Below are 25,872 nucleotides of genomic sequence, written 5' to 3'. Positions count from 1 at the left end.
TAAATATTTTTATGAAACTTCAAACCATCGCTTGTGCGGTTGCAATAGCAACTGGCGGTTTTTTCTTTTCTCACGCCATTAACGAGGCAATTGCAGCCAATAATACCGCTGTCGTTGCTAACAGTATTGTGCCGACGCAGGAACAAGCTTTGGTTTCGCGTCAATTGGCGACCTTGGTCGATCGTCAGCATTATTTAAATCAGCGTTTAGATGCTGCGACGTCGCAGCGCATTTTTGATTTTTATATCGACAGTTTAGACCCTGACCACACTTTGTTTTTGGCTAAAGAAGTTGAGCAATACCGCAAACAATATGCAGCAACATTTGGCGCTTCATTAAAAGCAGGCAATTTGGCTGGACCGTATCAAATTCATGCACAGTATCGTGAACGCTTAAAACAGTTTTATCATTTCATGTTGGCAGAGCTGAAAAAACCACAAAATTTAAAACAGCCAAATGTCACGATTGAAACAGATCGGGAAAAAGCACCGTTCTTTAATACTGAAGCAGAAATGCGTAAGCATTGGCAAAAAATGCTGGTGTCGCAGCTCATTAACCTGACCATTAGCAAAGAAGAAGAATTGGCAAAACAAAAAGCCATTAAAGATAACCCTGAATTGACCAATGGTCAGGATTTGGCAAGTCCAGAAGATTTGACTCCAGTGCAGACTTTAACTAAGCGTTATACTCGTCAGTTAGAGCGCATGGATCGTTTAAAGAGCGATGATGTGCTGGATAAAACTTTGAATGCGATGATGCTGACTTATGATCCGCACAGCAATTATTTCCCACCTGTTGATGCGATGGAGCTGAATCGTCAAACGACTTTGCAGCTTGAAGGGATTGGGGTGTCGATTCGTCCTGAACGAGGCAATGAAGACTACACTAAAATTGAAACCATTGTTGAAGGTGGCCCTGCCAGTAAAACAGGGCAGGTGAAATCGGGTGACCGCATTATTGGTGTGGCGCAAGATGGCGAAAAAATGGTGGATGTTGTGGGTTGGCCGAGCAATGAAATTGTGGGGCTGATTCGCGGTAAACGTGGCACCAAAGTCACTGTGCGTTTGTTGGGTGCGGGTGCGGCGATGAATCAGGCGCGTAATGTGACCATTGTGCGTGATGTGATTCAGGAAGAAGATGCGGGAGTTCGCTCACGAACGATTGACATCAAACGTGATGGTCAAACTTATACCTATGGTGTGATTGAAATTCCATCGTTTTATTTGAATTACCGTGCACGTCGTGCAGGTAATGAATATCGCTCGGTGTCGGAAGATACCAACAATGCCCTGAAAAGTTTGGCGGCCAAAAATGTCGCAGGGATTATTGTCGATTTACGTAACAACCCTGGCGGTTCACTAGAAGAAGTGGCACGTATGCTTGGGCAAGTAATCAAATCAGGCCCTGTAGTGCAAATTCGTGATGGCAATGGCAACGTGAGCGTATTTGAAGATGACGATGGCGGTGCACAGACTTATGCAGGCCCATTGGCAGTGATGATTAACCTTGCTTCTGCTTCGGCCAGTGAAATTTACTCTGCTGCAATTCAGGACTATCAGCGCGGGATTGTGATTGGTAGCACCACCACAGGTAAAGGTACAGCGCAGGTACAACTCGACACCTTAGCCTATGGGCAGGCGACCTTAACTCAACGTAAGTTCTACCGTATTACAGGTGGAAGTACCCAAAACAAAGGTGTGATTCCTGACATTAAACTGGTGGATATTTACAATGAGGAGTTTGGTGAACGCAAAGCGAAAAATGCTTTGAAGTGGGATACTATTCCAACTGCACCATTTAAGCGTGAAGGTTCAGTACAGCCGTACATCACCAAGTTGGGTCAATTGTCACAGCAACGTGTCACGCTTGATCCGCAATTTCAATATTTGGAACAACGTAAGCAAATTGCCAAACAAACTGAAGATCGCAAAAGCATTGTGTTAGATATTGAACAACGCAGAGCAGAGTTGTTAGCTTTGGAGCAACAAACGCTGACTGCGGAAAACAAACGCCGTCAGGAAACAGGTTTGAAACCATTTGCTAATTGGGAAAGCTATCAGGCATCTATTGATGCTTTGGCAGAAGCGCGTGCCAAAATGAAAGCGGCACAACGCCCTGCTTTACCTGAGGAAGAAGCTTTTGTGATTGAAGCAGCGCAGGTGTTGCAAGATTATGCCATGTTACAAAAAGGTGTTTCTGAGCCGAATCAACCTTAAAACAATGTTAGAATCTTAATCAAATAGAACCAGCAGCGAAAAGTTGCTGGTTTTTTTCATCCTAAAGCGAAAAGTAAAGTGACAAGATGCATATAGCTTTGAGTCAGACAGCTATTTTTAGCAGTTTTGAATTGCCATTATTTCATGATGACATATTATATATTTGACTATTGACCAAAGCGGAATAGTATTAGACTCTTAAGTCAATGCAGTCTTTGCTAGATCAATCCGTCGTTCAGGTTGCTTTTTAGTTATTATTTATAAGAGAGTGTGAGATTGAGTAGCCGAAAAACAATAAAATATGACAGAGATGGATACATCTAATGATGCATGTACATTATGATCTGAGCTTGGTAATTGGCTCGGTAGCAATCTCAGTATTGGCCTGCTATTTTGCAGTGTCTGTTGAGCAAATGCTTTTTCAAAATGTACAACAACAACTAAAAAAAATTGCATTAATCATGAGTGGTTTACTGCTGGGTGCGGCAGTGTGGAGTATGCATTTTGTGGGCATGTTGGCATGCCAGTTACCTGCACCGTATCAATTTGACCTTAGCTTTACGACCCTATCTTTTGTTATTGCATTTATCGCTTCTACGTTTGCGGTTTGGCTGACCACGCAATCGACCCTGCCTGTGGCGCGTTTGATCCTGAGCGGCATTTTAATGGGGTTGGGTATTTCAGGCATGCACTATACGGGCATGATGGGAATTCAGGTAGAAGGCTACCGTAGTTATTATGATCCTACCATTGTTTTGCTGTCTGTATTAGTGGCCATTGGCGGTGCAATACTTACCTTTTGGTTTATGTTTCATTCCAAGTGCAGAATGGGGCGTCAGGCACAATATAAAATTTTCATTGCGGTGCTCATGAGTCTGAGCATTGTTGCCATGCACTATATAGGCATGGAAGCACTGCATCTTTACTCTACAGCAGATTTGCCTCAATCAGGGCACTTCCAGATCGGGCAAGGGCCAGCTCTGTTGGTGGTTATTTTAGTGACCAGTCTGATTTTTGCTGCTGCGGTGGGCGTATCTCTGCTGGAGCTGCGCTTAGAAGAAAAAAGCAGACAATTGTCTTTAGCCAACCGTGAATTGGCCAATCAGGCAGTCAAAGATAACCTGACCAAATTGCCCAACCGTTTATATTTAGCTGAATATGCACAATTGCTTTTTTCTGAGCATCGGCAAAAAAACACTAAAATTGCATTTTTGTATATCGACTTAGACCGCTTTAAAGCGGTGAATGACGTATTTGGGCATCATGTTGGCGATCAATTGCTGATTCAGTTGTCTAAACGTGTGCAATCCCACTTGGGCGAAAATACCCAGTTATTAAGAATTGGTGGCGATGAATTTCTTTTGGTGATTGAACATACCGATATCGCAGAAGCCACGCTCATTTCTGAAAAAATATTAGAACTGATTCAGCAAAGTTTCTTAATTGCAGGCAAGGTCATTAATATTTCAGGCAGTATTGGCATTGCGATGTATCCAGAGCATGGCACCAATTTGCAAGATATTTTAATGAATGCTGATGCGGCGATGCTGACCTCTAAATATCAGGGGCGTAACACCAGTTCGGTATTTAATTATGATCTGGAGTTACTTGAGGCCAAAAGCCAAAGTAAGTTGATTAATGATTTATATAAAGCGGTTGAACAACAACAATTTGCGTTGTTCTATCAGCCAAAGTTTAAAGCCGCTGACCATAAAATTTGTGGCGTAGAAGCTTTAATTCGTTGGTATCACCCCGTACATGGTTTACTTACCCCAAATATGTTTATTAAAGGGGCTGAAAAGACGGGGTTGATTATTCAAATTGGCTATTGGACGCTAGAAGAAGCCTTTAAACAAATTCAAATTTGGGAAAGATCGGGTGCACCGTTATTTCCTGTGGCTGTGAATTTATCGGCAGTGCAGTTTGAACATAAACACTTATTTTCGACGTTAGAAAACTTGTTTAAACGCTATGAGATTCAACCCCATCACCTGATGATTGAAGTGACTGAAAGTACAGCAATGCATCATATTGAATCGAGTATTCGTAGTTTTGAGCGTTTGCGTCAAATGGGGATTCAATTGGCGATTGATGATTTTGGTACAGGACATTCGAGTTTCTTGTATTTGAAAAAATTGCCAGTCGATGAGTTGAAAATTGACCGTGCTTTTATTTTAGATTTGTGTTTGGACAGCAAAGAAGAATTAATTTTAGAAAGTATTATTCAGTTAGCCATTAAACTGGGTTTAACTGTGACCGCTGAAGGGGTGGAAACGCCATTGCAAGCTGAGATTTTAACCCGTTTAGGCTGTCAGCAATTACAGGGCTACTTATTAGGCTTACCAATGGATGTTGAGCGTTTAGAAGAGTTGTTTAAACATTCGGCTTAAGTTAGTGGCATATAAAAATGATCACTGGCATGAACATGAAATCAGCTATTATCAAAAACAGATGATTGAAGATTTTTATGAATATATGCAGTTGATAGGTGGTAAGGTTGTTTTGAAAAATGAGTTTATACGGTAATTTCTTTTATTTTTTAATAAGTTTATAAATATTAGTGTTTTGATGAATAATTCTGGTGCGCACTGAGGGAATATGAAATACCAACCGCCTTATACTATCACCTCAAAAATCATTCATTTGATTGCTCAGATCAGTGAGAATATAGGGCGTTTGACTGTTTTAGAAGAAATCCAAGAAAATTTAAAACTTAGAAAAGCTAATCGTATTCGTACCATTCAAGGTTCACTTGCGATTGAAGGTAACACGCTTAGCACTGAGCAAATCACGGCAATCCTTAATGGTAAAACAGTAATTGCACCTCCAAAAGAAGTACAGGAAGTGCGTAACGCTATCAAAGCCTATGAAGCATTTCAGCAGTGGCAACCGAGCCAAGAAGCAGACCTATTACAAGCACATCAAGTTTTGATGACAGGCTTGATTGATGAAGTCGGTCAATATCGTCATGGTGGTGTCGGTGTAATGTCAGGTGATCGTGTGGTGCATATGGCGCCACCTGCGAATCAGATCAATCGTCTTATGGCTGATCTACTTGGTTGGTTGAATGATAGTGATGTGCATCCACTCATTCAAAGTTCAGTATTCCATTATGAGTTTGAGTTTATTCATCCATTCGCAGATGGTAATGGGCGGATGGGAAGGCTGTGGCAGACATTGATTTTGAGCAAGTGGAATCCAATCTTTGCCAATATTCCTGTGGAAAGTCTGATCTACCAAAATCAAAAAGCTTATTACGAAGCTTTACAAGCAAGCACTGATCGGACTGATTCAGCAGTATTTATAGAATTTATTTTGCAAATGATTTTGGATGCAATGTTGAGTTCAAATGAAACCGCTCAAAATGGTGATCATGCTACCGCTCAAGATAGCGTACAAGTGAGCGACCAAGTCCAGCGTTTAATTTCAGTGATGAAACAAGATGAATATAGTTTGGCTGAGTTGATGCAGTTGTTAGGTTTAACTCATAGCGCAACATTCCAAAAGAACGATATGAATCCTGCCATAGAAGTAGGTTTGATTGAGCGTACGATTCCAGAAAAACCGAAAAGCCAAAAGCAAAAGTATAGATTGAAAAAATAACTATATTCTCAGTTGTGGATAAATTAGAACATATCAACAATCAATAAAATTTGATTCAAATCTGCTACAATTACGCCAATTTTTCATATTGATCATTTTGATCTTATACACTGCGGTTCTGCAGTAGGTGTCTTGCATGAGTTTTAAAGATGAGTTAGCGGCGCAGGTCGCACAGCGACGTACTTTCGCGATTATTTCCCACCCCGATGCTGGTAAAACCACCATGACAGAAAAACTGCTGTTATGGGGACAAGCCATTCAAGTTGCAGGGATGGTAAAAAGCCGTAAGTCAGATCGTGGCGCAACATCTGACTGGATGGAAATGGAAAAAGAACGTGGTATTTCCATTACAACTTCGGTGATGCAATTCCCGTATAAAGACAAAATGATTAACCTGCTCGATACCCCAGGGCACGAAGATTTCTCTGAAGATACTTACCGCACTCTAACTGCGGTGGACTCTGCACTGATGGTGATTGATGGTGCGAAAGGTGTCGAAGACCGTACCATTAAATTAATGGATGTGTGTCGTATGCGTGACACACCCATCATTTCATTCGTCAACAAAATGGACCGCGAAATTCGTGAACCATTAGAGTTGTTGGATGAAATTGAAAATGTCCTCAAAATTAAGTGTGTGCCAATCACTTGGCCAATGGGTACAGGGCGTGATTTCGCAGGGGTGTTTAACCTCATCGAAGAAAAGTTTTATGTGTACAAATCAGGTTTTGGTTCAACCATTCCTGAAATTGAAGTACGTGATGGCTATAACCATGCAGACCTACGTGAAAAAGTAGGTGAATTGGCATGGGCGGCATTTGAAGAATCACTTGAATTGGTACAAATGGCGAATGAGCCTTTAGACCGTGAAGAGTTTTTAGCGGGTCGTCAAACACCAGTGCTGTTTGGTACGGCTTTGGGTAACTTCGGTGTAGATCATGTATTGAATGCATTCAGTGAATATGCGCCGCCGCCAAAAGCACATCCAACGCAAGACCGTATTGTAGAAGCCAATGAAGAAGGCTTTAGTGGTTTTGTTTTTAAAATTCAGGCCAATATGGATCCGAAGCACCGTGACCGTATTGCTTTCATGCGAATCTGTTCAGGCAAGTATGAAAAAGGCTTAAAAATGAAGCATGTGCGTATTGATAAAGATGTACGTATCAGCGATGCCTTGACCTTCTTGGCAGGTGACCGTCAGCACCTCGAAGAAGCTTGGCCGGGCGACATTATTGGTCTACATAACCACGGGACGATTCAAATTGGCGATACCTTCACTTCGGGTGAAAAGTTGCAATTTACAGGGATTCCGCACTTCGCACCTGAAATGTTCCGTCGTGTACGCTTGAAAGACCCATTGAAGTCCAAACAGCTGCAAAAAGGCCTTAAAGAGCTTTCAGAAGAAGGTGCAACGCAAGTCTTTATGCCACAAAACAGCAATGATTTAATCGTAGGTGCTGTTGGTGTGCTACAGTTTGAAGTCGTCGCCTATCGCCTGAAAGAAGAATACAAAGTCGATTGTATTTACGAGCCTGTCAGCATCAACACGGTACGCTGGGTGTCTTGTGCCGATGAGAAAAAGTTTAACGAATTTAAGAAAAAAGCCCACGATCAGTTGTCTGTCGATGGTGGTGGTCACTTAACTTATCTCGCGCCAAGTCGTGTGAATTTACAGTTAATGCAAGAGCGTTACCCTGACATTGAGTTTAGAAATACACGCGAGCACTAAGCCTCAGGTTGATGATGCTTAATCTGGCAGATGCAATCAGCGTAGCGCAGATGAATGTTCGGCATGCCTAAAAGTTTCAAAATTAAAACAGCTTCTTTAGGAAGCTGTTTTATTATGGGGGCGGTAAAAGATTAAAGATTATTTTTGATAAATGAATTGGGGAAATCATGCAGCAAAAATCGGTTTATCTGGGTGCAATTTTGAGCGGGATGGTTTTGCTTAGCGCCTGTGACTCATCTAAACAAGATCAAAACTCAGATGAGCAAACGTCTATTTTTCAGAAAGATCAAGCGGATGTTTTACCGTATTTGAATATCAAGCAACAGGCGGCAGAAATTGCCTTGCCATTTTGTGAAAATAAAAACTGCATTGAATTAGAAGTACAAACTTTAAATACCCAAGATACATGGCTCAACAGTTGGATTGCAAAAAATCAGGCCATGGTGATTCAAGACCAAATTGGCTTAAAACAAAACATGAATTTGCAGCAAGCCGTAGATGCCTATGTGAAAAAATCCGATGCTTGGCAGGCACAATTAGATCAAAATAAAGCTTATGAATTGGCGATGTACACCCGTATGGCATATCAACGCAATCAATATGTTTTGTTGCAAGTCGGGGTAGATAGCAAACAGGAAGGCACGCAAGTCAAGGAACGCTATTATTTCTTTGTGGCAGATCGGAAGCAGCAAAAAGCCTTGTCTGTTTTAGATGTGATTGATGCCAAACAACAAACCCGTATGAATACTTTTGTACAGCAGGCCTATCAGGATTGGCTCAAAACACAAAGCAGTGACGTGCAAAAAGCAGCACCTGCCAAATTATACTGGGGGCAGGCAGATTGGTTTTTTGATGATCAGGGCTTAGGATTGCATTATCGCACCCATGAAATTGTCAAAGATGGCACGCAGTTAGATATTTACCTAAGCAAAGCACAAACACAACAAGTTTTAAAAGCAGACATCTATCCATCTATGTTTTAGTAGGTGAGTACGGTGACAAGCAAAAATAGATGAAATCAAGGTTGGATCCATGTTGAAAAATAAAAGTATTTTGGCGATCAGTATTTTAATTACAACGCTAGGGATTACTGCATGTCAGCCAAAGAAAACCGAACCAGAAACAGTCGAGCCAGAGCAGACGCAGGCGGAACAACAAAGCTTAAAACTGGTCGGGGATACTGAAAAACTGAATTTGTCGTTGCCTAAATGTGAAGGGAATAACTGCCCTGAAATTTCAATTGAGCGTTTGAATAGTAATCAGGCCTTTATCGACCATTTTATTGATCAGAAAATTATTCAAGAATTGGCACAAATTTTAGAAATTGCACCACAGCAGGCGGCTTCTGAGGCTATAGCAGTTGAGAATGCAGCCAGTGAAAATACAGCAGCCAGTGCTGCAGATGCACCTGCCAGCAACCCCACTGCAGCAGCCATTGCACAAGTGGAAACTTTGGCGCAAAAATTAGAAAAACAAACTGTGCCTTATGTGCAAAGCTTTTTGGTACTTGATCAGGAACTGAAAGCTTTAAGCTCAAATCATAAAATCAGTTTGATGATTAAGCCTAAAATTTTGAATGCAGATCAGCCTTTGGCAACCGTGGTACTGAATAGCAGTAGTTATTTGGGAGGAGCGCATGGTGCATCGGCACAGCAATACTATAATTTTGATTTAGAACAGAAAAAATTAGTATTGTTAAATGACATTCTGTTAGAGAAGCAGCGTCCACAATTGGAGCGCAAAGCCTACGAAGCGTTTAAACAATGGGTCATCGCATCTGAACTTTCCACCAATGTGCAAGAATATGAACAAGCGTGGAAATTTAAGCTGTCGGAAAATTACTATTTAGGTCAACAGGGTTTAATTCTGCAATACGCAGAATATGAAATAGGCCCTTATGTCGTTGGTTTACCGCGTTTAACCATTCCGTATGCAGAACTGCAGGGGATTTTAAAAGCTGCGTATTTGCCTGTAACAGAAGCAGCCTCTGAAGCAACCGCAAAATCTGCCGAAGCCAGTGCAGTAAACACAACCAAAGCGAAATCTTAATATGAGCATTGCGCTGTTTGATACGCATACCCATTTTGATGTACCTGATTTTGACTCAGATCGGGAACAATTGGCGTATGCGGCAAAGGTGGCGGGCGTAGAACATTTGGTACTGATTGGCTTTGTACAATCACGTTTTCAAGATTTAATCTCTACACAACAGTTTTTAAACCAACTTGAGCATGTGCCACAAAGTCATCTTGCACCAGGCTTGCATCCTTTTTATATCGAACAACATCAAGACCAACATTTACAAGATTTAGAACATTTTTTGCAACAACAGCATTGTGTCGCGGTGGGTGAAATTGGCTTAGACACTTTTTTGGTTGAACATAAACAGCCTGAAGCGTTTCAAAAGCAGCAAGATTTTTTTGCCGCGCAATTGGAAATCGCACGCCATCGACAAAAACCTGTACTGCTACATATTCGTAAGGCCCATGCCGAAACCTTAAAAATACTCAAACAACAACAATTTCAGTTTGGTGGCATTGCACATGCTTTTAGCAGTGGGGTAGAAGAAGCCAAAGCACTGATCAAATTGGGCTTTAAAATTGGTGTGACAGGGCAGATTACCAATCCCAATGCAAAAAAACTGCGCCGTGTTGTGCAGGAAATTGGTGCTGAACATTTGGTTTTGGAAACCGACTGCCCCGATATGACGCCTTTATGTTGTCAGACAGATACTCAATCACGAACCCGAAATACCCCTGCGAACCTGATTTATGTGCTTGAAGGTTTAGCGGATTGTTTAGATATTGCACCGCAAACTTTAGCCGCACAGATTTGGCAGAATAGCATTCAAATATTAGACTTGCCTAAACTTTAGATGAAACAACACGAAGTCTGCGAAACGCAGTAAAATGCCCACACTTTGAAATTAGATTTGATTGCAGCATGACAGACCTTCTTCAAGATGATGAATATGAACGCCGTTTTGCGGGTGTGGCCAAGATTTATGGCGACAGTGCTTTTCAGCATTATGCCCAAAGTCATGTCATGGTGATTGGAATTGGCGGTGTCGGCTCTTGGGCAGTTGAGGCGTTGGCACGTACAGGTATCGGCGAGCTGACATTGGTGGATATGGATGTGGTCGCAGCATCTAACATTAACCGTCAATTGCCTGCCATGAGCTCAACCTTGGGGCATGAAAAAATTAATGTCATGGCAGAGCGTTGTCGCGCCATTAATCCACGTATCAAAATTAATTTGGTCGATGATTACCTCAGTCCAGATAACGTCAAAGCGTTATTGGCGACTGCACCTGATTTGATTTTAGATTGCATTGATGACGTAAAAGCTAAACTAGCGTTGATGCTGCATTGTCGTTTTAACAAGATTCCACTGATTGTTTCGGGTGGTGCAGGTGGCAAACTTGATCCGTTGAAAATTCGAGTGGCAGATTTATCTAAAACCGAACAAGACCCAATGTTGGCCAAATTGCGCGCCCAATTACGCAGCAAAGGTATTTGTAAAAAGCCAAAAGAAAAGTTTGGGATTACCTGTGTGTATTCCATCGACAATCCATTTTCTAGTGCCGATGTATGCCCAAGCGCAGGCTTGCGCTGTGGCGGCTATGGTTCGGCGGTGGTGGTCACGTCCAGTTTTGCGATGGTAGCTGTGGCAGAAGTGTTGAAAAAGTTAGATGCCTTACAGGCTAAAAATACATAAATCAAAGCCATGCGAGGCATGGCTTATAAAAAAGTTCTTTGATTTTGCACATCGCCAATGACTTTATTCAGTAGGTCGTTGTAGCTGCTGCTCTTTTAAATAGTCTTCCGTACGCTGCATTGCTGCTTGAATATTGACCAATGCTTGCTCTACATCTGCAAATGTTTTGGCATTGCCGCCACTTAGTGCCTGACGCCATTTACGTGCACCTGGCAGGTTTTGGAATAAACCTAAAATATGGCGGGTAATGACAGAAAGTGGTGCACCTTGTTGTAGACGTTGTTCAATATACGGCAACATGCGCTGCATAATTTCAAAACGGTCAGGTAATTCTAGCCCCCATAATTGCCCAAGCTCTGCCAGTAAATAAGGGTTGTGATAGGCTTCACGACCAATCATCACCCCATCGACATGCTTGAGGTGTTGTTGGGTTTCGGCAAACGTTTTAATTCCACCATTAATTTCAATTAACAATTCGGGGCGGTCTTGTTTTAGGCGATACACATCCTCATAACGCAGAGGCGGAACTTCGCGGTTTTCTTTAGGCGATAAACCTTGTAATAAGGCAATTCGGGCATGCACGATAAAGTTATTGCAACCTGTTTGAGCCACAGTATCCACAAAATGCAGCATCTCTGCATAAGAGTGCATGTCATCAATCCCGATGCGATGTTTTACGGTCACAGGAATATCAACCGATTGACGCATGGCGGCAATACACTCTGCAACCAAGTCTGGTTTTGCCATTAAACACGCACCAATTTTATTGTTTTGTACTCGATCACTTGGGCAGCCAACATTCAGGTTGATTTCATCATAACCCCAGTCTTGTGCCATTTTACTGCAGGTCGCAAGGTCTTTCGGATTTGAACCACCCAACTGCAAGACAATAGGATGTTCTTCCTTACTGTAATCTAAATGGCGCTTGGCATCACCAAATAAAATCGCGCCTGTGGTCACCATTTCAGTATACAGAATGATATTGGGGTTAAATAAACGTGCAAAAAAACGGTAATCGCGGGTAGTCCAATCCATCATCGGGGCAACCGAAATGCGAGGTTGTAAAGTTTGGATGGCACGTGTCATAACCCACCTGAATTGAAAAATAAAAGCACAAGACCGCGCATTATACGGGGTTTAAGTGAAAATCGACAATGTCCCCACTCCACATCCATTGGCATCAACCTTGCTTTGTTCGCTATGAACAAAGCAGCGCAACCGTAGACGCCAAAGCGGAACTGCTCAGTATTTGTATGCGTAGCCGTTTTTTAGTATGTTGAAAAGATAACGATAACGCAGCATAAGAGGGAGAATAAAATGTTGGTATTAGAAGAAATTTATCGAACTAAGAAAAATGAATTTTCAACGGCATTTAATTTACGCATGCAGCGCAGTTTAAGTTGGTGGAAAAAAGCCATTGAGTTTCATGATGATGTCGATATGCAATTTATGACAGCATGGGTGGCGTTGAGTGCCTTGTATGCGCAAGGTCAAACGGCAGAGCATACACAACAGACCTTGCAGCAATTTGTGCAGCGTATGTATCAAAAAGATGTCGATCAGCGCATGGCGAGAATTATTTGGGAAAAATATCCACAAAGTTTAGAGGTGTTGCTGACCAACCCTTATTTGTATCAAAGTTTTTGGGATTGGCGTAATCAAAAAATGACTGAAGCTGAATGGCGTGCAGATTATGAAGCAGAGAAACAGCAGATTATGCAGGCATTGCACATCCATGATTCAGCTACAATTTTGGCATGTTTGTTTAAGCGCTTATTGACGTTACAGCAGCAACTTTTACAAGGTGGTGCAACTTATAACAGTGCAATCAACCGCAAACAACTCAGCCATGCCAATACTTTACTGTGTGCGTTGATGCCGTGTTTTATCCAAATCTTATTGGAAAATTTAGAAAATGTGGAATTGAGTCAGCCATTTTACCCTGTGATGCAAATGTCTTAAGCGACTTGCTTGATTGTAATCGCAGCGTTTAAGGCATGGCGGTGTGTTGACGTTGATGCTGCCAGTCGAGTAGGGCAAAGCTCATTGCGGCGGTAACAAAACACAAACCAACTAGGCAACTCCATAACCATCCACCGTGTTGCCATGCATAGATTCCCAAGGCAGAACCACAAGCACCGCCAGTAAAATAACTGGTCATATAAATTGAGTTAATCCGCGATTTGGCATCGGGGCGTAAGCGAAAAATTACATTTTGGTTGCTGCTGTGTACGGTGGCAAGCCCAAGGTTAATTAAGCCAAAACCAAGAATATAGCTCCATAAGCTAAATTGTCCGTTGTATAGAAAGACCCAACTGATTGCCAATAGCGCCAAACCACCCCACGTCAGCGCTGTAACATAGCCACGATCTGCAATTTTCCCCACGTGTTTGGTCGAAAGAGCACCGAATACACCCACCATTGCCACAATGCCCACCATAAAGTCAGCTAAGCCAAAACTGGATTTGAGTAATACTGCAATGGTGGAAAACAACACGCTCATCGCTGCAAAAGCAAACGCACCGAGCAAGGCACGATAGACCAAACGACGTTCTTCTAAAATGAGTTTGCCCATAGACTGAAACACGGCCAAATAGCTGAGTTTGCTGGTTGAGATAAAGGGTAAGCGTGCTTTGAGTACCGCGGCAATGCAAAGCATCAGCACACCGCTAATCAGGTAAATCACTTTCCAATGGAATAAGTTGGACAGCAAACCTGCCAAACTGGTCGAAAGTAAAATACCGACCAATAAACCACTCATCAATAAACCGACCACTTCACCCATTTTTTCAGGTTTTACGGTCATGGTGGCAAAGGGAATTAAGACTTGTGCTGCAACTGAAAACAGCCCTGTGATAATCGTGCCAATCCATAGCATGCTTAAATTGCTGGAAAAGGCACATAAAAATAAGCCAATCGAGGCCAAAAACATCAATAAGGGAATGAATTTGGTTTTATTGACAATATCGCCCATGGGCACAATGAATAATAAACCCAGAGCATAAGACACTTGTGCAAAAGTCACTGTCAATGCCACTTGGGATTGCGGAATTTGGAAAGATTGATGAATCGAGTAAATCAGCGGTTGGCAATAATAATTCGCCCCCGCGCATAGACCACAGGCGATCGCCATCAACCAGAGCAGGGTTTTATCTTGGCTGATGTCGGGTGCAGTGTTCATAATTATCCTAAGGTCAATGGTAAAACGGGGTTGCAGTAGCTCAAAGATTGAATCCAATATTCAACTTCATTAGTGGCAGGATGTCGCCTTTAACTTAATGAGAGAACTTGTTTTTGGACAAGGTGATCATCATCACGCCTACAATATTGAGCATGCAGCCGAACCATTGTATGCCATTTAGATGTTCACCTAAAAATGCTGTGGCCAATAGAATCGTCAAGATGGGGCCAATTGAAGCAATCATGGCCGATTGTGCCGCACCTAAACGGGCGATACTGTGCGCCATGAGTAAGGTGGGCAAGACTGTGACAAATATCCCTAAAGCTATGCCATAGCCCAGCACTTCTACAGGCAGTTGTTGCACCAGTCCCAGTGGATTCGGTGTGACCAAACTGTAATGCGTAAGCGTACCGATGCAGGCAGTACTTAAAGCCAGACCTGTAAAATTCCATGAACCAAAATGCTGAATCAGGCTTTTGGTCAGCAATAAATAGCCTGCAAAACACACTGCACTGGCGAACACCAAACTACTGCCTAACCAAAAATACGTGTCATGTGGGGTATTGCTCTGTTCCTGTAACATCACAATCACTGTTCCGCCATAACTCAGAGCAATTGCAAACAGACTCAGCCAGCTCAGTTTCTGCCGATACATTACGCTCGAAGCCAGAACGGTGAGCGTTGGATATAAAAACAGAATAATGCGTTCTAATGAAGCGCTAATGAACATCAGCCCTAAAAAATCCAGCCAGCTAGAAAAATAATAGCCCATCAGACCTGCAAATATTATTAGCAGCCAATTGCGTGTAGAGATGTTGCGACTGTGATGGCGATTGAGCCAACAAATCAGCAAGAAGAAAGGCAGGGCACTTGCCATGCGCAAAGCCATGAGTACGGTTGCATCGACCAACGGTGAAAGTGCATAAGCCTGTTTAATAAAAATGGCTTTGGTACTAAACAAAAAGGCTGCAAATAAGGCAAAGATGGAGCCCCATTGTGTGGCGTTAAGTCTGATCATGAAAAATGCTGTCGAGCAAGGTGGATGCAAGAAAAGTGACACATGCCGCGCACACAAATACAAGTTGTATGATGGATAAAGACAGATGCGACTGCATGAATAAAGCTGTGTGCTGTATTTGAGTAAGCATAGCCGATTTTATGCAGATGGTCTGCTTGAGATGGCATAAATTTTGTGAAAAGTAGAGTAAATGAGCTTTGCACGATAATGGTGCAAATTAGCTAAAAATATTGCAAAACAGAGAAAATCCATCATCAGACTAAATGACGCACAAAAAAAATGAAAAAAATAGCAGCACTTAACTTAGACCTGAGTTGAATAAATTCAAGCTTCTTTTAAAAGTTTTACTGTTTCAAATATTCGATTTTACTCATAAGGCAAAGGTAGGTTTTTCTAAGGTTTTCAGATGCGCAAAACACTTCTAAATTGAACCTTGTTGTGCGGTGTAAAAATTGTCAAAAAAGTCAATTTGGTGTTTAAGTTTTTGCTTTTAGCGCTTAAATGTATAGATATGCAATCTTTTAGCGCTAAGTCGGATTTTCCCAATTAAGTGAAATGCGTGTCAGAATGATCAATGCTTAATTCATTTAAATGTGGTCAACTGCAAGCTCAAAGCATCGCTTTTTTTCTTTTAGACACTTCAAATCGAAGTTTTGCTGAATAATTAGACTTATATTCAAGAAGCAAAACTTATCAATTATATCTCGCAACAATATTTTTATGAATCATCAGTTCAAAATATGGGTATTTATTAAATAAATATTGGGTGGTAATTTAAAAATGTTGCATTAGAATCCAAAAATTCAACAAAACTTATCCTGAGGGGAAAGCATCGTTATCCACGATGTTGACTTAAGAAAAACTAGCTTGAGGAACGCTCATGCAGATCGGAATTCCAACCGAAACTGTTGTCGGTGAAAATCGTGTCGCTGCGACGCCAGAAACAGTAAAGAAGTTGATTAGCGCGGGTCATAGCGTAGTCATTGAACGTGGTGCAGGCGTAAAAGCCGCTTATATCGACAGCGCTTATGAACAAGTAGGCGCGACCATGACAGATGATGCTTATCGCGGTAGCCAAATGATTTTGAAAGTTCGTGCCCCAAAGGGTGAAGAAATTCAAAAACTTGCACCGAACAGCACTGTGGTGGCGATGTTTGATCCTTACCGCAATACTGAATTAGACCAATTTGCTGCGGCTCAGGTGTCTGCATTTGCTTTAGAGCTTTTGCCACGTACCTTGTCGCGTGCGCAAAATATGGACGTGTTGTCATCACAAGCCAACTTGGCAGGTTATAAATCTGTGTTGTTGGCTGCAGCAGAATATCAACGCATGTTCCCAATGTTAATGACGGCAGCGGGTACTGTAAAACCTGCGCGTGTTGTGATCATGGGTGTGGGTGTTGCTGGTTTGCAAGCCATTGCAACAGCGAAGCGTTTAGGTGCTGTAGTCGAAGCAACTGACTTGCGTCCAACGGCAAAAGATCAGGTGGAATCTTTGGGTGGTAAGTGGTTAGACGTACCAATGTCTGAAGAAGAACAACAAAAAGCTGCCGATGCTGCCAAAAATGGTTATGGCTGGATGCCTGGTGAACAATACATTAAAGACCAAGCAGTGATTGTCGATAAAGCCGTTTCTAATGCGGATATTGTGATTACCACTGCGTTATTGCCGGGTCGTGATGCACCGCGTTTAATCAAAGCGGAAACTGTGGCAAAAATGAAGCCGGGTTCTGTGATTTTAGATATGGCAGTCGAAACGGGCGGTAACGTCGAAGGTTCACAATGCGGTGAAACTGTAGTGACTGCCAATGGTGTGAAAATTTTGGGTATTCCAAACATTCCATCGACTGTATCGACAGAAGCATCTGCACTATATGCGCGTAATGTGTTGAATTTTGTTGAAACATTATTTGATAACGACAAGAACTTCGCATTGAATCCTGAAGAAGAAATTCAGAAAGCGTTGCTGGTCACTCATAACGGTCAAGTGCTGTTAAAGCGTGGTTAAGGAGAATTCTCATGGTTGAAACAATTACGATTTTTGTCCTTGCCATCTTCGTAGGTTACTACGTGGTGTGGGGGGTAACACCTGCGTTACATACGCCATTAATGGCAGTAACCAATGCACTTTCTTCAATCATTATTGTCGGTGCGATGATTCAAACTGTTGGTCTACCAATCATGGGTGTAGAAGGCAGTGTCGATTTCCAAACCATTAATGTGGTGAGTGTACTGGGTGCGATTGCTGTGTTCTTGGCAAGCATCAATATTTTCGGTGGTTTTGCAGTGACTGCACGTATGCTGGAAATGTTCAAACCAAAAGCAAAGAAAAAAGAGGGCTAATGCATGGAATTTATTCGTGAATATGCAGACTGGTTCTATTTAATCGGGGCTGTGCTCTTTATCTTAACTTTACGTGGTTTGTCTGGGCCTAAAACTGCGATTGCGGGCAACCGTTACGGCATGATCGCAATGGCGATTGCAGTCTTGACTACATTCTTTGTGGCAGACAATCCAGTTGTGTGGATGATTCTGGCAGCTATGGCAGCGGGTGCTGTGGTGGGTATTGCCCGCGCACGTACGGTGCCAATGACTCAAATGCCTGAAACTGTAGCGTTAATGCACTCTTTAGTCGGTTTGGCTGCGGTTTTAATTGCGATTGCTGCGATTATTCATAACAACAAGTTGATCGAACTTGGTCCAGACTTGTTGGCTGCAAATGGTATTACTTTCCATGAAATGAGCAAAGTTCATTTATTTGAATTGTTTGTAGGCTGTTTCGTGGGGGCGATTACCTTTACCGCATCTGTTTTTGCATACGGTAAATTGGCGGCAAAGAAATGGGCAAAAACCATTTCGGGTGCATGGGTAAAACCTGTTCAAGCGTTAATTTTCCTTGCTATGCTCGGTTTCGGGATTCACTTCTTCCTGAGCGGTAACATGACTTCATTCTGGGCAATGACAGGTTTAGCCTTGGCATTCGGTTGGGTATGGATTGCACCAGTGGGTGGCGGTGACATGCCAGTTGTGGTGTCATTGTTGAACTCGTTCTCAGGTTGGGCGGCAGCAGGTATTGGTTTCACACTTGAAAACAACATGCTGATTGTTGCAGGCTCATTGGTCGGTTCTTCAGGTGCGATTCTGTCTTACATCATGTGTAAAGCCATGAACCGTTCAATCATCAACGTATTGTTTGGTGGTGCGATGGGCGGTGCAGCAGCACCAACGGCAGCAGCGGGTGCGCAAGTGCAACGTAACTACCGTTCAGGTTCTGCTGATGATGCTGGCTTCTTGATGTCAAATGCAGACAGCGTAGTAATTGTACCGGGCTATGGTATGGCGCAAGGTCGTGCACAGAATGCGGTCAAAGAATTGGCCAACTTGTTAAAAGAGCAAGGTGTAACTGTTCGTTTTGCGATTCACCCAGTGGCAGGTCGTATGCCGGGTCACATGAACGTATTACTTGCAGAAGCAGACGTACCGTATGAAGACATCTTAGAAATGGACGAAATCAACTCAGATTTCCCTGCAACAGATGTGGTGTTGGTGATTGGTGCAAATGACGTAGTTAACCCTGCGGCAAAAGACGATCCAAACTCGCCAATTTACGGCATGCCAATTCTTGAAGCGCATAAAGCACGTACCATTATGGTCATCAAGCGCTCAATGGCAACAGGTTATGCGGGTCTAGACAACGACTTGTTCTATAACGACAAGACCATGATGATCTTTGGTGATGCCAAGAAAGTTGTGGAAGATATGACTAAATCAATCAACGGTACAGGTCACTAAGACACTGTTTCCAGATATGAAACCGCCTTCGGGCGGTTTTTTTTATGGCTGATGTAAAGTGGTTAATTGAGATCAGGCAGATTGAGTTCGGGCGAGTTTTATAGGATTGGTTTGAAGCAATGTATTGGGTAGGGGATGATATAAACCAATATTTGGTGGGTAGATTAATGCGATATAAAAATGATTAGGGATATGAGCTTCAAAAGATCTGCATTAAAAAAGCGACTTATTTGAAAGTCGCTTATTGTGTATCTTTAAGGCTGCTCAAGTGAGCTGTTGTATTAAGCAACAGACTCAGGCGTAGTGCGCCATAAGCTTTCTAGGTCGTAGAATTTACGCGCTGTTGGTAGCATGATGTGAACCACTACCATACCAAGATCGACCAAGATCCATTCTGCATCACGTTCACCTTCAATACCAATTGGGCGGAAGCCTGCTTTGCGCGCTTCTTCGGCAACATTGTCGGCAAGAGATTTTACGTGGCGAGTTGATGTACCGCTAGCAATCACAATGGCATCTGAAACATTGCTGATGCTGCTGACATCAAGTTCAACAATTTCTTTGGCTTTTACATCAAGGAGAGCTTCATGTACAACTTTAAGACAAGTTTGTACGTCATGCTTTTGGGTATTCATTGCAAGATCGTGAGAATTAGAAGCGCCGGGCGATGGTTCTAAATTCATGGGGTGTATAATTTCCTAAAATTATTCATCGTCTAATATAGCTGTTTTAGCCTGAAATTTCAAATCGGTTTAATTTTAACCACTTTGATTTGAGGGAAAGTATTTGTCTTTCCATGCAAATGATTGATTTGACGCCAGACTTGGGCGGTATTCTGCAGCGATATAGCCTGAATAAGCACTGTGCTGTAACCATTTGAAAATAGTAGTATAGTCTAGCTCGCCTGAATCGGGTTCATGGCGTCCTGGATTGTCGGCAAACTGGATATGACCAATATCCTGAATGTTTTCTTGCAATGCGCTCAGCACATCTTCACCCATCATCGCCATGTGATAACAGTCGTATTGCATTTTAAGAGCAGGATGTTTGACTGCTTCTAGCATCTCTTGAGCTTGCGCAATATTTTGTACTAAAAAGCGTGGCATGTCGGTGCCATTAATCATTTCAAAGACAGGCTGAATATGATGTTGAGTGAGCATCGAGCAGGCCAGTTTTAGGTTTTCTGCCAGTGTGTTTAAGCAAGGCAGTAAATCGGCATCGACAGGTTGTTTGCCTGCCAAAATATTGACGCTAGGGACATTTAATGCCGTGGCATAGCGGATGGCTAACTCTAAGGCATGATGAAATTCAATCTCTTTTCCAGGTACGCCCGCCAAACCATTGCCGCCTTGCATGAGGTCACCCGCAGGGACATTGATTAAACACAGGCTGAGTTGGTGGAGTGTGAGTTGGGTTTGAATCTGCTCAATACTCAGCTCATAGGGAAATTGAATTTCAACATGCTGAAAACCATGTTCGCGTGCAAGGGCAAAGCGTTCAATTAAAGGCACTTCGGTAAAAATCATCGACAGATTAACCGCCAGTTTAGACATGCAGGTGCTCCTTGCAGGCAAAGGGTGGATCAGGAATCAAGCCGATTAAGCTTCGACCTGATGAATAATGGTGGCCAAATCTGCTTCTGCAAAACCCTTGGCTTGATGGGCTTGCAGTTGTGAAAGGGCTTTTTCTGCCACAGGAATCTGTAACTGAAATTGCGCTGCCAGTTGTAAGGCATTGTTTAAATCTTTAGACAGGGTTTGGACTTTCCATTGCACAGGCTCAAAACTGTGAGTTGCCATACGTGGAGTTAAAATCTGAAACGGTTTCGAGTCGGCAAAACCACCCGCCAAAGCAGGTGCAAGTAAACGGGTGTCTACGCCTGCCTGTCCTGCTAAGGCAACAGCTTCGGCAATTAGGGTGCTGTTGGCAGCAACAATCAGTTGGTTGCAGATTTTAGTGGCTTGTCCTGTGCCTGTTTCGCCCATACGGGTCACACGTTGTGACAGCACATCATAAATCGGGCTTAATTTTTCGATGGTGTTTGCATCACCCCCTGCAAAAATCACCAAACTACCTTGTTCGGCTCCCGCAGTGCCTCCCGATACAGGTGAGTCAATCCATGTGACCTGTTTGAGGTTGGCTTGCTGCGCTAGCTTTTGGGTTTGATCTACAGACAAACTGGAAAAATCGACAATGACTTGTTGAACAGTCAAAAAAGGCTCAATTTGATCTAATACAGCTTGGACGGCATGATCATCGGCAAGGCAACTCAAGATCACTGGATATTGTCCGATCTCGCTCAATTGCAGCGGTTTTGCCCCCAGACTGAGCACAGATTCGCAAGCCGCAGGGCTACGATTCCACACCGCGACCTCAAAACCTGCCTGAACTAAGCGGGTTGCCATGCGCGTCCCCATAAGTCCCATACCTAAAAAAGCGATTTTTGTGTCACGATCAAAATGCATAGCGCTGATTCTCCATTTTTGCCTACAGTACAAGTCTGGCTTGAAATGTCAATTTAGCCTTTGGTCAAAGTCTGTTGTGTTTGAACTGAATCAAAACTGACGCGGTGCAAAGGTCACTTCAGGGTTCTTGTCCTTTTTACGTGCCAGTTGGCTATTTTTACCCAGCAATAATTTTAATTGCCAAATTTTTTCTAAACGTAAAGATTTATTTGGCGCATGTTCCATAGCATCCAGCACTTGTTTGGCTGCAGCCAATGCATCTGGGGAGCGTTGTGCAATTTCTTCAGCAAGGGCTTGTGCTTTTTGTAAGGGGGTTGCATCTAAATGCGTGACCAAACCAATTTCTTTGGCATAGTTGGCATCAAAAATACGCGCAGTTAAAGTCAGCTCTTTGGCAAGGTCTAGACCGATTAAACCTTTTAAAGAACGGCTTAGCCCCATATCAGGCACTAAGCCCCAACGGCTTTCCATAATCGACATTTGTGTGTCAGGATGCGCGATACGAATATCTGCGGCCAAGGCCAATTGCATCCCTGCACCAAAACAATAGCCTTCAATTGCAGCAATTACAGGTACAGGCAATTGTTGCCAAACGAGAAATGCTTTTTGAAACAGGCTTTGCCCCGGCTTAATTAACTCCCAAGCCGCAAATGCACGGTTTTGTGGATTGTTGAGGTCGGCCAAGTCAATGCCTGCACTAAATACCTTTGCTTCGCCTGTTAAAATCACACAACGTAAGCTGCGGTCTTTTTTAAGTTTTTCGGCAGTCCGCACCAATTCTTTAAGTAGGGCAAAACTCATGGCATTGCGTTTGTCTGGGCGGTTCAGGGAAACTGTGGCGATGCCATTATTTTTTTCGATACGAAGTAAGGTCATGATGTGAGCTCTTGTTTTTACTGGGCAAAGCATAACATGGGCAGCAGTGCGATAAATGACAGCAGAGTCACGGCAAAGCCTTGCGACCTTGCCTTTGATTACGTGACTTTTTTTTGTGAATAGTGCTGGGTGAGTCGTGCTTACAAACTGTATCTTCTCGTTGAGGCGTTCGCGGTGAATGTCACTTTGATGTTGGCTAACTCACCGCATTGTGTTTGGTAAAAATGTGTTCTGCCGCATGTTCAACTTGCTGTATACAGGTTTGTAATTCCTGATAACGGTTTAAGACCTCTTGCACAAACAGATCATCGGCTTTACGACGTTCTTTACGTAAGGTCGAAACAAACTGTTCAAATGAGCCTGTTACTTCTTGCAGGTTCGGTGTGCCAACATAGCGGGTCGCACCATACAGACGATGCAACACATGCTCGAGTTGTGGGAAATCTTCCAGTTCAATCAGCTGTTCAATTTCATGTAATTCTGTGGCAAAGCTATCCACTAGCATTTTCAGTAAATCCACTGCAAGGTCTTCTTTGTTGGCTGCCAGCATTAGGCTTTGTTGCCAATCCAACACCTGTGGATCTAGCGCTTCAATCACAATGGCTTTATCGACTGCAGGTGGCTTATTAAAACTTTGCGTGGTCCAATGGGTTAAAATTTGGATGATTTGTTCAATCTGAATCGGTTTGGTGACATAGTCATCCATACCGACTTTGAGTAATTTTTGCTTTTCATCGGCAAGTGCATGCGCGGTGAGGGCAATAATAGGTAAGCGTTTGTGATTTTCCAAAGTCGATTCTAAAGAACGAATCGCACGGGTGGTATCTACCCCCGACATCACAGGCATTTGAATATCCATAAAGATCAGGTCAAAGGGTTGCTGCTCCTGTTCAATACGTTGCTGCAAAATCCCCAACGCTTCCTGACCACTTTGCGCTTTGGTAGTGGTCACATTCAGTTCGCCCAACAAGGCTTCGAGTACAATCAGGTTGGGTAGATGGTCATCCACCGCTAAAACGTGCAGGCCTTTACCATCAAATGATGCAGAATCCTGTTCATCAAAACTGTTTTCATTGTTGAGTAAGTCAATTAAGGCGGAACGACTGAGTGGTTGATACAAAGCCCGCGCACGATATTCATTTAACAGACTTGGGTCTAGCGCCATTTGATAGCCATACACCGCCAAGTTACCTTGATAACGGGTACGGATTTCTTTTAATAAAGCTTCGGTGTCGCCGCTATGATCGACAATTAACCAAGTGTTGTCTTGCAGGTCAGATACATCTTTTAAGCGGCTAAATAAATCTAAAATTGAAGCGGCTTCAATATGTCGCACCGCATAGTTTTCAAGATAATGACGCAAGACATTCGCTGTGGCAGGGTGCGCCAAATACGACACCACCTGAATTTCTTTAAAGTTTGGATGCTGCTGTGAATGCGCTTCATCTACTGCAAACATGGCAGTAAACCAGAAGGTCGAGCCTTTTTCGGTTGGGGCACGTTCCTGATTGTCTTCAAAGCCAATTTGACCTTGCATCAAATGCACCAACTGTTTGGAAATGGCCAAACCTAAACCTGTACCACCAAATTGACGCGTGACCGAAGTATCACCTTGAGAGAAAGACTCAAACAATTTTTTACGGTCTGTGCCGCTTAAACCAATGCCGCTGTCTTGGACGCTAAAGTGAATCAGGCATTGTCCAATATCGTCATGTTCTACCCGTGCCCGTACAATAATTTCACCATCGGGGGTGAATTTAATCGCATTGGAAATTAAATTGGTCAAAATTTGCTTGAAACGTAAAGCATCGCCCAGCACATATTGCGGCACGTTATCGGCAAAATAAAAGGCCATGTTGATGTGCTTTTGCGCAGCCAAAGGCGAGAGCATATCCATTACATCAAAAATGGCTTCTTCTAAATCAAAGGGTGCGGTATCCAGCTCCAGTTTGCCTGCATCAATTTTAGAAAAATCCAATACGTCATTAATGAGTGCTAAAAGATGCGCCGATGATTTACGAATAGTCTGTAAATACAAATTCTGCTCATTGCTTAGATTTTCTTGACGCAATAACAGGTGAATAAAGCCATCAATACTGTTTAACGGTGTTCTGAGTTCGTGACTGATGTTGGCTAAAAATACCGATTTAGACTGGTTGGCAGAAATCGCTTGGTCACGTGCCTGACGATAAGTGATGTTTTGCACTTCCAAAGTATCGAGGGTGCGGCGCAAGTCATCTTCAGTTTGTTCGGTATGTTCTTTGAGTTCTAAAAAGCTGAAATGCAGGCGTTTTACCACATTGGCAATATCCCGCTGCAATAAGCGTAATTCGCCAGTGCTGTTAATGACCATGTGTTGATCGAGCGTATCGGCATTCAGGCGTTGTAGCTGCATGCGGATTTCATACATGGGTGCAATCCAGCGTCGTGAATAGAAATTCAGACACAGCAATAACAACAACAGGGTCAGCAAGCCTGTGGCAATTAATACAATCATGACCCGATAACGGGCAATTTGTAATGGCTGATTGTCCAGTTCAATCAGCAACCATGCAGGACGGTTGATGTCTTGCTGAATTTGCATGCCATACACATGATTATTTTTATACAGAATTGGGCCAAAAAAATCGGCATTTTTAGGGAATTTGGGCCATTCGGCTTGGTCTTGAAAGCCCATGCTTAAACGGCGTGTACCAGAAGCATCAATCAGTGCAGTACGAATCAAGTGCTTTTCGTTCATCATGTTTTGCATAAAAGTACGTGCTTCTTCGTACTTCCACGGAAAGCTAGCCAGTTGATGCAAAGCTGCTTCAGATGGCAACTCAAAACGGGTCAAAATCGCAATTGCCATTTGTCGCTGCTGTGCTTTTGCGGCATTCGAGGTTTCAGATAAAACTAGCATCGTGCCGACGCATGCCAAAACCATAATTGGCACAAAAATAAGTGCAATCAGCTGTCCATAAGCATGATTTAAATGTAAGCGCTTAAATAACTTTTTATTGATATTTGACATGGTTAACGCAGTTTAATCCCTATGTTTGGCAGTTTAGCATGCTTTATCAAATGGAGCGTAAAACTCTGTCCTTCAGGTCAGAGATATAAGCGACACGACATGAAGTGTCGTTTTATTTAACTAAGGACTATTTTTCTTGAGTTTTGATTGTTAATATAAGTACATGAAAACCCTTAAATTACGTATAAAAGACAAACATTGCAAGGTGTTAGACCAACTAGCATCAGAAGTGAACTTCGTCTGGAATTATGTCAATGATTTA

The 25,872-nt window shown here is 42.8% G+C and carries 21 protein-coding genes; 13 read left to right on the top strand and 8 right to left on the bottom strand.

Annotated features, from left to right (window positions below; all coding sequences use genetic code 11):
* Positions 1–11 precede the first annotated feature (11 nt).
* The 8 genes from FTU58_RS08135 to FTU58_RS08100 all read left to right on the top strand — a co-directional run bounded on the left by FTU58_RS08135 (position 12) and on the right by FTU58_RS08100 (position 11,265).
* The gene (locus FTU58_RS08135) at positions 12–2,216 is read left to right on the top strand and encodes a carboxy terminal-processing peptidase (protein ID WP_096901393.1); all 2,205 of its coding nucleotides are present in this window, start codon (positions 12–14) and stop codon (positions 2,214–2,216) included.
* Between the two features lie 323 nt (positions 2,217–2,539).
* Positions 2,540–4,606, top strand: coding sequence for a bifunctional diguanylate cyclase/phosphodiesterase (locus tag FTU58_RS08130; RefSeq protein WP_180062317.1), 2,067 nt, complete (start codon positions 2,540–2,542; stop codon positions 4,604–4,606).
* A gap of 208 nt (positions 4,607–4,814) precedes the next feature.
* Complete coding sequence (locus FTU58_RS08125) at positions 4,815–5,819, top strand: Fic family protein (protein WP_180062316.1); 1,005 nt, start codon at positions 4,815–4,817, stop codon at positions 5,817–5,819.
* 136 nt (positions 5,820–5,955) lie between these two features.
* The gene (locus FTU58_RS08120; RefSeq protein WP_004974887.1) at positions 5,956–7,548 is read left to right on the top strand and encodes a peptide chain release factor 3; all 1,593 of its coding nucleotides are present in this window, start codon (positions 5,956–5,958) and stop codon (positions 7,546–7,548) included.
* A 167-nt stretch (positions 7,549–7,715) separates the two neighbouring features.
* Positions 7,716–8,531 carry a hypothetical protein gene (locus FTU58_RS08115; RefSeq protein WP_004974888.1) on the top strand — a complete coding sequence of 272 codons (816 nt, stop codon included), beginning with the start codon at positions 7,716–7,718 and terminating at the stop codon, positions 8,529–8,531.
* Between the two features lie 49 nt (positions 8,532–8,580).
* Positions 8,581–9,597, top strand: coding sequence for an RsiV family protein (locus tag FTU58_RS08110; protein WP_096901396.1), 1,017 nt, complete (start codon positions 8,581–8,583; stop codon positions 9,595–9,597).
* A gap of 1 nt (position 9,598) precedes the next feature.
* Complete coding sequence (locus FTU58_RS08105) at positions 9,599–10,423, top strand: TatD family hydrolase (RefSeq protein WP_180062315.1); 825 nt, start codon at positions 9,599–9,601, stop codon at positions 10,421–10,423.
* Between the two features lie 68 nt (positions 10,424–10,491).
* Positions 10,492–11,265 (top strand): ThiF family adenylyltransferase, encoded by a 774-nt coding sequence (locus FTU58_RS08100; RefSeq protein ID WP_004974901.1) that lies wholly within the window; start codon positions 10,492–10,494, stop codon positions 11,263–11,265.
* A gap of 63 nt (positions 11,266–11,328) precedes the next feature.
* Here FTU58_RS08100 and dusA read toward each other — a convergent pair whose 3' ends face one another.
* On the bottom strand, positions 11,329–12,351 hold the full coding sequence (dusA, locus tag FTU58_RS08095; protein ID WP_180062314.1) for a tRNA dihydrouridine(20/20a) synthase DusA: 1,023 nt from the start codon (positions 12,349–12,351) through the stop codon (positions 11,329–11,331).
* A 68-nt stretch (positions 12,352–12,419) separates the two neighbouring features.
* On the opposite strand from dusA, the gene FTU58_RS14090 reads away from it, so the two are divergent.
* Positions 12,420–12,545 carry a hypothetical protein gene (locus tag FTU58_RS14090; RefSeq protein ID WP_257222350.1) on the top strand — a complete coding sequence of 42 codons (126 nt, stop codon included), beginning with the start codon at positions 12,420–12,422 and terminating at the stop codon, positions 12,543–12,545.
* 37 nt (positions 12,546–12,582) lie between these two features.
* The gene (locus tag FTU58_RS08090) at positions 12,583–13,227 is read left to right on the top strand and encodes a hypothetical protein (RefSeq protein WP_004974903.1); all 645 of its coding nucleotides are present in this window, start codon (positions 12,583–12,585) and stop codon (positions 13,225–13,227) included.
* A gap of 28 nt (positions 13,228–13,255) precedes the next feature.
* Here the strand turns inward: FTU58_RS08090 and FTU58_RS08085 are convergent, their stop codons facing one another.
* Positions 13,256–14,446, bottom strand: coding sequence for an MFS transporter (locus FTU58_RS08085; protein ID WP_096901400.1), 1,191 nt, complete (start codon positions 14,444–14,446; stop codon positions 13,256–13,258).
* A 94-nt stretch (positions 14,447–14,540) separates the two neighbouring features.
* Complete coding sequence (locus FTU58_RS08080) at positions 14,541–15,464, bottom strand: DMT family transporter (protein ID WP_096901401.1); 924 nt, start codon at positions 15,462–15,464, stop codon at positions 14,541–14,543.
* An 880-nt stretch (positions 15,465–16,344) separates the two neighbouring features.
* Here FTU58_RS08080 and FTU58_RS08075 point away from each other — a divergent pair.
* The 3 genes from FTU58_RS08075 to FTU58_RS08065 are packed head-to-tail and all read left to right on the top strand — an operon-like array spanning position 16,345 to position 19,256.
* Complete coding sequence (locus FTU58_RS08075) at positions 16,345–17,472, top strand: Re/Si-specific NAD(P)(+) transhydrogenase subunit alpha (protein ID WP_004974923.1); 1,128 nt, start codon at positions 16,345–16,347, stop codon at positions 17,470–17,472.
* 11 nt (positions 17,473–17,483) lie between these two features.
* A complete protein-coding gene (locus FTU58_RS08070; protein WP_004974924.1) occupies positions 17,484–17,807 on the top strand; it encodes a proton-translocating transhydrogenase family protein in 324 nt (107 codons plus the stop codon).
* A gap of 3 nt (positions 17,808–17,810) precedes the next feature.
* Complete coding sequence (locus tag FTU58_RS08065) at positions 17,811–19,256, top strand: NAD(P)(+) transhydrogenase (Re/Si-specific) subunit beta (protein ID WP_004974925.1); 1,446 nt, start codon at positions 17,811–17,813, stop codon at positions 19,254–19,256.
* A gap of 281 nt (positions 19,257–19,537) precedes the next feature.
* Here FTU58_RS08065 and rsfS read toward each other — a convergent pair whose 3' ends face one another.
* The 5 genes from rsfS to FTU58_RS08040 all read right to left on the bottom strand — a co-directional run bounded on the left by rsfS (position 19,538) and on the right by FTU58_RS08040 (position 25,610).
* Positions 19,538–19,939, bottom strand: a complete 402-nt coding sequence (gene rsfS, locus FTU58_RS08060) for a ribosome silencing factor (RefSeq protein ID WP_004974926.1) — start codon at positions 19,937–19,939, stop codon at positions 19,538–19,540.
* Positions 19,940–20,014: 75 nt separating this feature from the next.
* The gene (locus tag FTU58_RS08055) at positions 20,015–20,809 is read right to left on the bottom strand and encodes a hydroxypyruvate isomerase family protein (protein ID WP_096901402.1); all 795 of its coding nucleotides are present in this window, start codon (positions 20,807–20,809) and stop codon (positions 20,015–20,017) included.
* Between the two features lie 45 nt (positions 20,810–20,854).
* Entirely contained in the window at positions 20,855–21,721 is an 867-nt protein-coding gene (locus FTU58_RS08050) for an NAD(P)-dependent oxidoreductase (protein ID WP_180062313.1), read from the bottom strand.
* Between the two features lie 90 nt (positions 21,722–21,811).
* Entirely contained in the window at positions 21,812–22,597 is a 786-nt protein-coding gene (locus FTU58_RS08045; protein WP_004974929.1) for a crotonase/enoyl-CoA hydratase family protein, read from the bottom strand.
* A gap of 196 nt (positions 22,598–22,793) precedes the next feature.
* Positions 22,794–25,610 carry an ATP-binding protein gene (locus FTU58_RS08040; protein ID WP_180062312.1) on the bottom strand — a complete coding sequence of 939 codons (2,817 nt, stop codon included), beginning with the start codon at positions 25,608–25,610 and terminating at the stop codon, positions 22,794–22,796.
* Between the last annotated feature and the right edge of the window lie 262 nt (positions 25,611–25,872).

Origin of the sequence: Acinetobacter sp. YH12120, from assembly GCF_013418795.1 — a bacterium.
Lineage (GTDB): Bacteria > Pseudomonadota > Gammaproteobacteria > Pseudomonadales > Moraxellaceae > Acinetobacter > Acinetobacter towneri.
Note: the sequence above shows the minus strand (reverse complement) of the source record. Positions and strands in the feature narration are given on the sequence as shown.

What these genes read in the sequence shown, in the direction of transcription:
- dusA (WP_180062314.1), bottom strand. Translation starts at nt 12,351, where the DNA reads ATGACACGTGCCATCCAAACTTTACAACCTCGCATTTCGGTTGCCCCG.
- FTU58_RS08130 (WP_180062317.1), top strand. Translation starts at nt 2,540, where the DNA reads ATGATGCATGTACATTATGATCTGAGCTTGGTAATTGGCTCGGTAGCA.
- FTU58_RS08115 (WP_004974888.1), top strand. Translation starts at nt 7,716, where the DNA reads ATGCAGCAAAAATCGGTTTATCTGGGTGCAATTTTGAGCGGGATGGTT.
- FTU58_RS08055 (WP_096901402.1), bottom strand. Translation starts at nt 20,809, where the DNA reads ATGTCTAAACTGGCGGTTAATCTGTCGATGATTTTTACCGAAGTGCCT.
- FTU58_RS08120 (WP_004974887.1), top strand. Translation starts at nt 5,956, where the DNA reads ATGAGTTTTAAAGATGAGTTAGCGGCGCAGGTCGCACAGCGACGTACT.
- FTU58_RS08040 (WP_180062312.1), bottom strand. Translation starts at nt 25,610, where the DNA reads ATGTCAAATATCAATAAAAAGTTATTTAAGCGCTTACATTTAAATCAT.
- FTU58_RS08085 (WP_096901400.1), bottom strand. Translation starts at nt 14,446, where the DNA reads ATGAACACTGCACCCGACATCAGCCAAGATAAAACCCTGCTCTGGTTG.
- FTU58_RS08065 (WP_004974925.1), top strand. Translation starts at nt 17,811, where the DNA reads ATGGAATTTATTCGTGAATATGCAGACTGGTTCTATTTAATCGGGGCT.
- FTU58_RS08135 (WP_096901393.1), top strand. Translation starts at nt 12, where the DNA reads ATGAAACTTCAAACCATCGCTTGTGCGGTTGCAATAGCAACTGGCGGT.
- FTU58_RS08050 (WP_180062313.1), bottom strand. Translation starts at nt 21,721, where the DNA reads ATGCATTTTGATCGTGACACAAAAATCGCTTTTTTAGGTATGGGACTT.
- FTU58_RS08090 (WP_004974903.1), top strand. Translation starts at nt 12,583, where the DNA reads ATGTTGGTATTAGAAGAAATTTATCGAACTAAGAAAAATGAATTTTCA.
- FTU58_RS08105 (WP_180062315.1), top strand. Translation starts at nt 9,599, where the DNA reads ATGAGCATTGCGCTGTTTGATACGCATACCCATTTTGATGTACCTGAT.
- FTU58_RS08045 (WP_004974929.1), bottom strand. Translation starts at nt 22,597, where the DNA reads ATGACCTTACTTCGTATCGAAAAAAATAATGGCATCGCCACAGTTTCC.
- FTU58_RS08110 (WP_096901396.1), top strand. Translation starts at nt 8,581, where the DNA reads ATGTTGAAAAATAAAAGTATTTTGGCGATCAGTATTTTAATTACAACG.
- FTU58_RS08075 (WP_004974923.1), top strand. Translation starts at nt 16,345, where the DNA reads ATGCAGATCGGAATTCCAACCGAAACTGTTGTCGGTGAAAATCGTGTC.
- FTU58_RS08100 (WP_004974901.1), top strand. Translation starts at nt 10,492, where the DNA reads ATGACAGACCTTCTTCAAGATGATGAATATGAACGCCGTTTTGCGGGT.
- FTU58_RS08125 (WP_180062316.1), top strand. Translation starts at nt 4,815, where the DNA reads ATGAAATACCAACCGCCTTATACTATCACCTCAAAAATCATTCATTTG.
- FTU58_RS08070 (WP_004974924.1), top strand. Translation starts at nt 17,484, where the DNA reads ATGGTTGAAACAATTACGATTTTTGTCCTTGCCATCTTCGTAGGTTAC.
- rsfS (WP_004974926.1), bottom strand. Translation starts at nt 19,939, where the DNA reads ATGAATTTAGAACCATCGCCCGGCGCTTCTAATTCTCACGATCTTGCA.
- FTU58_RS14090 (WP_257222350.1), top strand. Translation starts at nt 12,420, where the DNA reads ATGTCCCCACTCCACATCCATTGGCATCAACCTTGCTTTGTTCGCTAT.
- FTU58_RS08080 (WP_096901401.1), bottom strand. Translation starts at nt 15,464, where the DNA reads ATGATCAGACTTAACGCCACACAATGGGGCTCCATCTTTGCCTTATTT.